Source organism: Centipeda artemidis DSM 19719, assembly GCF_000426665.1.
Classification (GTDB): Bacteria; Bacillota; Negativicutes; order Selenomonadales; family Selenomonadaceae; genus Centipeda; species Centipeda artemidis.
Window position 1 is genome coordinate 1 of the sequence record NZ_AUFU01000027.1, and the last position, 6,518, is coordinate 6,518.

Here is a 6,518-nt window from a genome sequence, read left to right on the forward strand (position 1 = left end):
GATGCTGCTCATGATGCCGCCAATGGCCGCGTGGACAAGGATCTTTCTGCCGCTCCCGTCGTCCTTGAGGTTATGGGCAAGACGGTATGCTTCTTCACCGAAGACAGCGGCAAGTTCCTGCTGTTCTTCTATTTTCTTCTTGTCAAAGATTCTCCCGAGTTCGTTCAGGGCATTGCTTGTATCTCTGCTCAGAGTGGAGTGGTCTTGATCCGGGGTTTCGCGCACATCAATATTGCCCGGTACGCTGCCGTACCGGGACAGAAAAAAGTTTTTTGGATTGAAGCGGTATCAATCGGATATTCCTTGCGCCTTCAAGAAAGCCGCCGTCATGTCCTCATATAACTGGTACGAAATTATAAGAATCTCTTTGAGATCTTCATAATTACGAAAGATTGGAAGTGGACGTCTATTTTCTAATCCTAGCAAGTCATATTCTAAATTTGAAAAACTATCTCCAGCATAATATTTGTTGTTTTTCCTAACATACCATATTAATTCAACACCACCAGACCTTATGCTAATATTATATTTAAATTGATATATGCTTAGCGTTTTTCTCGACTGAAAAAAATTCTCTTTTTTTAAATATTTTACTTGGTATCCTATATTCAAAAGGATGTCAAGAACACAGCTGTTATTATAATTGATAAATCGTTCCTTATAGTAATCAAAAGGATACTGATTACAAAGGGTTTTATATCTTTGCGCGAAATCAATAGTATTCAATACCTCTATCATTTGTCGATCCATAACTTATTCCTCCCGAAATCTGATTGTAATACCATATTTATCTCTTGCCAACGCTACATATTCATCAATCCTTTCAAAGTTCCGATTGGATGCGGGAATCTCCAAGATCTGTATACCGTGCAGTTCTTGTCCGTCTATCTGGTCATATTTGTTCGACCGTATCTTTGTGCCGGGCGGGTATTTATTCTTCAATTCTCGCAGATAGGATTCAAAGGTCTTCATCTCTATCATCTCCAGATCTGTCGCTTTGCGCGATACAATCTCTCCTTTCTCCGGGTTATAGGAATCGAGCCGTTTCTCATTTCCCAAATGCACTTCGTTATACGGATACCATGCTTTTGTTTCTGCTTTGTCATTAAACCGGTTCCCTCGTGCCATAGGCGAGTCGTTTAGGAGATAGTCGCGTGCTTCTTTCCAATCGATACGATCGCGCGGGGGAGCGCCCTGTTTTTCCTTTCTGGCAACATAGATCAGGTAGCCTTCTTCCAACTCCTTTTCGCTGAATTTTCCTGCCGATGTCAGGAACTCGCTTTCTTTTGCGATCTTTTCGGCTTTTGTGAGCGTCGGCATCGTTCTCTTTACTATGACCGCTACACCTTTTACCTGTTTTAGACCGGGGATACTTGTCGCGGCAGCAATAAACCCAGACGTATAATCCCCATCGATAAACGTATATATGCCTGCGTCTATCAAGCCTGCCGGCGTTCCGATTCCGGGAATAAAGCCGGCGGCATCCAGAATGTTATGAATGGATTCTGTATTTTCTTTTGGGGAAGTGCTCTTTGGATTTACATTACTCCCATCATTATCTTTATCACTTACAGGAGGCTCTATCAACTCCATTGTTTTGAAGTCAATGCCCCAAAAACTTCTGTGGTCGATATGCTTGAATCCATTGGTTATAGGATCGTTTAAATACATAATTACCGCTAGCATCAAACTCTCCAATTGGATTATGAGGTGCTTCCCAGTCCATCTGCTCTCGGAGATATTTGTTATACCCCTTTAAGAATTCATTTGCGCTTTCCCCTGTTATACCTTGATTCATTAGATATAGAACTGCATACTTATAATTTTTTACACTTTCTGATTGAGTATTCAAAGCGTTTGAAAGGGTTGGTTCATGTTCCGCAAAGACATCAGATACACCTTGGAGCAGTCTCAAGACTTCATCTTCAGAAAGCTCTTTGCCATCTTTTCTTTTTAACGTTTTTTGCGCCAATTTATCAAAGTCAAATGCCTCCGGGTACTCTATGAGAAAATAGTTTCACTTCGTCCCACTTGCCGCCGTGCTCGCACCCGCTCCCGCCGTTCCGCCGACTGCTCTGGCTGCTGCCGCACCGACGATGGCGCTGACGATTTGTGCCGTGCCGGAGTCATGCTTGGCAATCTTGTCGATTTGCTTGATCACGGTTTCGTTCAGTCCCGCACCTATACAGCGCCCGAGGTAAAGCCCGCGCCCGTGATGCTGCTCATGATGCCGCCGATGGCCGCGTGGACAAGGATTTTCGTTCCTTTGCCGTCGTTCGGAAGTTTATGCGCGAGTTTAAACGCCTCTTCTCCAAAGACACTTGCCAGTTTCTGCTGTTCTTCGATTTTCTTTTTGTCAAAGATTCTCCCGAGCTCATTCAGCGCGTTGCTCGTGTCTCTATTGAGTGCGGAGAGGTCTTGATGCGGGTTTTCGCGCACGTCAATACTCCCCGGCGCAATGGCAGATTTGGTTGTGCTGTCTGCATCGCCTCTCGCGGGAACGGAAAGGACGGGCGTCAGCCCTTTCATGTTGTAGCCTTCTCCTGCGCCGTACGCGCCGTTTGCGAATTTACGGTAGGAAAGGCCGCTGCTGCCTGCGCTGTAGGAGGCGCTGTTCTCTATGTTCCCATAGGTAAGCGTTCCCGTTGTGAGTGCATTCTTATCGGGAGACGCCTCACTTGCGATGACGGCTCCCTTGAGGTCGGTGTTCTTATCTACATGAATACGGAATCCATCTGCGCCTGCGTAGATGCCTACCTGTCCTGTGGTGCTCTTCCAGCGGGAGTCGATCTTCCCTTTGCTGTAGGAGGCGCCGATGTCGGGATCTTTGGCGTTGATCTTCCCGCCGGTTACGGATGCGCTGATATGAATGCCCGACGAGGAGTTCTTTTCTCTGTAGTCGTCTTTTTCCTGCAGGCTCTCGATGTTGAGATTGCCGCCGACCTTCATATCGACCTTTTTGCCCGATGCCTGCGATCCGATGATGTCGGTATCCGCGCCCGAGGTCATGGAGAGTTTTTCTTTTGCCTCCACAAGCGCGGGGGTATAGGTGGTGCGTTCTCCGATGCCGTCGCTCTTTGCACGGTCGGCATGAATCCCAACGTCTGTGATGCCTCCTGCGAAGCTGTAGGTGACGCTGACGCCTGCGGAGCTCGAGCGTTCTTTGGTCACTGTATGCGTGGTATTCTCCGCGGCACGGAGGTCAATATTCTTTTTGGACTCAAGATTGACGTTGTTCCCCCGGAATACGCCTCCCGTCATAGAGACGTCGGTTTCGCGCGCACGAAGGGAGAGGTCGGTGCCTGGCACGAGAGTTTTGTTCCGTTATTCCCAGAGCTACGGTCGGGCAGTGTTTTCTGTAGGAGTATCGGGCAGAGGTCATTCTTTACGATGCATGGTTACTTCAGGTTCATACTGAGAGATGACATCAATAAATTCATCCATTCCTGCAATTACATAATGTTTGAATACAATTACATCCTTTGCTTCCCCTAGACATGACTCATTATAAACCCAAGACAAAATCTCCGAATTTTCTACTTGGAATAACGTCCATTTTGTATAAAAGTCACGTCCATATTCTTCTTCTAATTTTGTTAGTGTTCTTAGTCTTTTTCCTTCGTCTGAGTACATATAGAGAGCAGGAGCATCAAACGTTATTTCTAAAAAGTAGCTTTCAGCATCATTTGACAGCTTTATCCTTAAACGTTTTTCCCCAATGCCATCGGTTAATTCATCCACATACATTGTTTCATTAGGAATACCTTGAATTGGAATCCACTTATGCCAGTGAACATACGACATATATATTCTCCTCTCATTCCTCATATCGTATTTTTATATGTCTCTTATTTATCGGATTATATATTTCAAGAGTGGGACTTCCTTCCCTACTTTGATTTCTTACATTTACGTCTCTTCCATCAGGTAACTGAGCAGTGAAGCCTTTATCAGTTTCTTTTACACTCCCTTCCACTTTCTCCAAAGCATCAAACTCCTCTTTAGCTTTCTCATATCCTCCTTTCTTTATGTATTGCGTGGATTTCCCCTTAGTTTTTCTCCCCAGCGTTGCATCTTCCAAAAGATCGTCAACTGATTTGCTCCCTTTTAACTCGCCTGTGGTCGATGATGCCTCTTTTGATACGCTTCCTCCGGTCTTTTCAGTCTGAGCAGTTTTGTCTGCCTTCACTCCCGTAGACTCTTCGACCTTCTCAGATTTTGGAGGATTCTCGGCTTTTCCGTCGACAGGTTCTTTTTTTACACTTTCCCCTACACGATCGCCTGTCTTTTCTGGCTGGATACTTTCTTCAGCTTTACGTCCGACAGATGCGTCTTCTAGGACTTTTCCAGTTTGCTCTCCTGCCTTTGTGGATGATATAGGGGATTCATCTGTTCCTCCAGCAGGTTTTTCTTTGATAGGCTTTCCAGCCGTCTCTCCGTAGTTCCCTGTATATACAGGTTTTTCTCCTGCTTTATTTAGAGTTTTTTCTGCTTTCTGACCCGCAGATTCCGCAGTTTTTACAACTTTTTCAGCCTTCTGTACGCCCTCAATATCCTTTGCTATATCTAAAGCACGTTTGACTTTATTTGCTCCTTTTATAAAGCCTACGCCGGGAATTAGATACGATACGCCTCCGCCAACAATACCTTCAAACAATTTTCCAACTTGATAAGAATCGCCTTCATGTAAAATACGTAGACCTTCTTCTATACTATCTTTGGCGCTTTTACGAAGCGTGTCCCAGAAATTAGGATCATTTCTTAACAAGTTAACAGCTGCCTTTAGGTGATCATAAGTATCTCCCGGATGAACCACCATGGATGTAAAATCCCTTATATCATGATAAAACGATCCTATTCCACTGGAAAAAATTCCTTCAAAGGGGCCTCTATATCTTAAAGGTGTCAGCTGGTTATCATCATCAATAAGAGCACCCCAGTTGATCGGTTCTTCACCAATATCTCCATTCGTTCGTAGGACGTACGTTTCTCCTGTTATTGTATGTTCATATCCGGGTTCGCCGATACGTGATTTCATGACTTCGGCAATTACCAGATATTTTTTCCCATTTTCTGTTCGAACGAGAACTTTAAACTCATAGCCATCTTCCGGCTCTCTTCCGATCCGCGCAAGCACTTCATTAATATATTTCTTAGCTACTTTGTTGTAAATCGCATTTTCGTCTGATCCACATTCTTCTATGGCTTTTAGCAGAGCTTGTGTTTTTTGTTCGTCAAGGTATGTTTCAAAATGCTCGAATATATTGTTTTTTGTCCCGCTCTGTGCAATGACGGCGCCTTGTGTTCCGCCGATTGCCGTTCCCGCGCCATAAGAGATCCCCTGCAGAAGTTCCGTGGGGATGATAGGATGTCCATAGGCATCCTGCCATGAGAGCAGTCTCGCTATGAGCAGTTCATTGACAGCGCCTGCAGTCATGCCCTTGCCAAAGCTTCCTCCGGCAATTTTACTCATGACACCGCCGGTAAGACCTTTCAAGAGGATTTTTCTAGGGTCTCCTTCTTTCCAGTGCATTCTCTCCGCAATATCACCGATGGCTCGATTCGCCAGTTCGCCAAAGAGTTCTGCCGCTTCTTGCTGTTCGAGGATTTTATCTTTATCGAAGATTTTCTCTAAGGGGTTCTGCACCGTTTTTGTATCACGCGAAAGCCCGTTCAAGTTCTGTGTAGACCGCCGGAGTATTTCGATGGTTCCCGGCGATACGGCAGATTTTGTTACGCTTGATGCTGATCCATGGATAGGCATATGGACTTCGGGTAAGAGTCCTTTGTCTCCCGGTTTTACATTGCCGCCTGCATGGAAGGATACGCCTTTATCGCTGACTTTGTATGATGCTGTGTTTTCTAGGTCACTGAACGTAAGGGTTCCCGTGGAGAGCGTGTTCTTATCGGAAGCCGCTTCGCTTGCAATAACGGAGCCCTTGAGGTCGGTATTCTTCTTTACATGAATATCGAAGCCGTCTGCGCCTGCATAGATGCCTGCCTGCCCGGTGATGCTCTTCCAGTTGGAGTGGATCTTCCCTTTGCTGTAGGAGGCGCCAATGTCGGGATCGTTGGTGTTGATCCCGCCGCTCATGGATGCGCTGATGTTGAAGCCCGACGAGGAGTTCTTCTCTCTGTAGTCGTCTTTTTCCTGCAGGCTCTCAATGTTGAGATTGCCGCCGACCTTCATATTGACCTTTTTGCCAGATGCCTGCGAGCCGATGATGTTGGTATCTGCGCCCGAGGTCATGGAGAGTTTTTCTTGTGCTTGTATGATGGCAGGGGTATAGGTCGTACGGTCTCCGACGCCGTCGCTCTTTGCACGGTCGGCGTGAATCCCGACGTCGGTGATTGTTCCTGTCCCAAAGCTATAGGTGACGCTGATCCCTGCGGAGCTCGAGCGTTCTTTGGTCACGGTATGTATGGTATTCTCTGCGGCGTGCAGGTCGATATTTTTCTTCGCCTCCAGCGTGACGTTCTTTCCTTGGAGGGTTCCTCCTGTCATGGAGATGTCATTT

7 protein-coding genes and 1 pseudogene are annotated in these 6,518 nt (G+C 46.1%); all 8 read right to left on the reverse strand.

Annotation, left to right across the window (positions count from 1 at the left end):
• Positions 1-225 (reverse strand): annotated as a pseudogene (locus K341_RS12745) (hypothetical protein); the annotation flags it as partial.
• A gap of 63 nt (positions 226-288) precedes the next feature.
• Entirely contained in the window at positions 289-750 is a 462-nt protein-coding gene (locus K341_RS0110495) for a hypothetical protein (protein WP_026762768.1), read from the reverse strand.
• 3 nt (positions 751-753) lie between these two features.
• A complete protein-coding gene (locus K341_RS11965) occupies positions 754-1,593 on the reverse strand; it encodes a hypothetical protein (RefSeq protein ID WP_051217836.1) in 840 nt (279 codons plus the stop codon).
• A 10-nt stretch (positions 1,594-1,603) separates the two neighbouring features.
• Positions 1,604-1,972 carry a hypothetical protein gene (locus tag K341_RS12750; protein WP_162141752.1) on the reverse strand — a complete coding sequence of 123 codons (369 nt, stop codon included), beginning with the start codon at positions 1,970-1,972 and terminating at the stop codon, positions 1,604-1,606.
• 45 nt (positions 1,973-2,017) lie between these two features.
• A complete protein-coding gene (locus tag K341_RS12955; protein WP_248676914.1) occupies positions 2,018-2,161 on the reverse strand; it encodes a hypothetical protein in 144 nt (47 codons plus the stop codon).
• Positions 2,162-2,181: 20 nt separating this feature from the next.
• Entirely contained in the window at positions 2,182-3,309 is a 1,128-nt protein-coding gene (locus tag K341_RS12960) for a hemagglutinin repeat-containing protein (protein WP_026762769.1), read from the reverse strand.
• 69 nt (positions 3,310-3,378) lie between these two features.
• Entirely contained in the window at positions 3,379-3,804 is a 426-nt protein-coding gene (locus K341_RS0110520) for a hypothetical protein (protein ID WP_026762770.1), read from the reverse strand.
• Positions 3,805-3,817: 13 nt separating this feature from the next.
• Positions 3,818-6,518, reverse strand: a 2,701-nt coding sequence (locus K341_RS12845) for a hemagglutinin repeat-containing protein (protein WP_026762771.1), incomplete at its 5' end; no start/stop codon positions are given.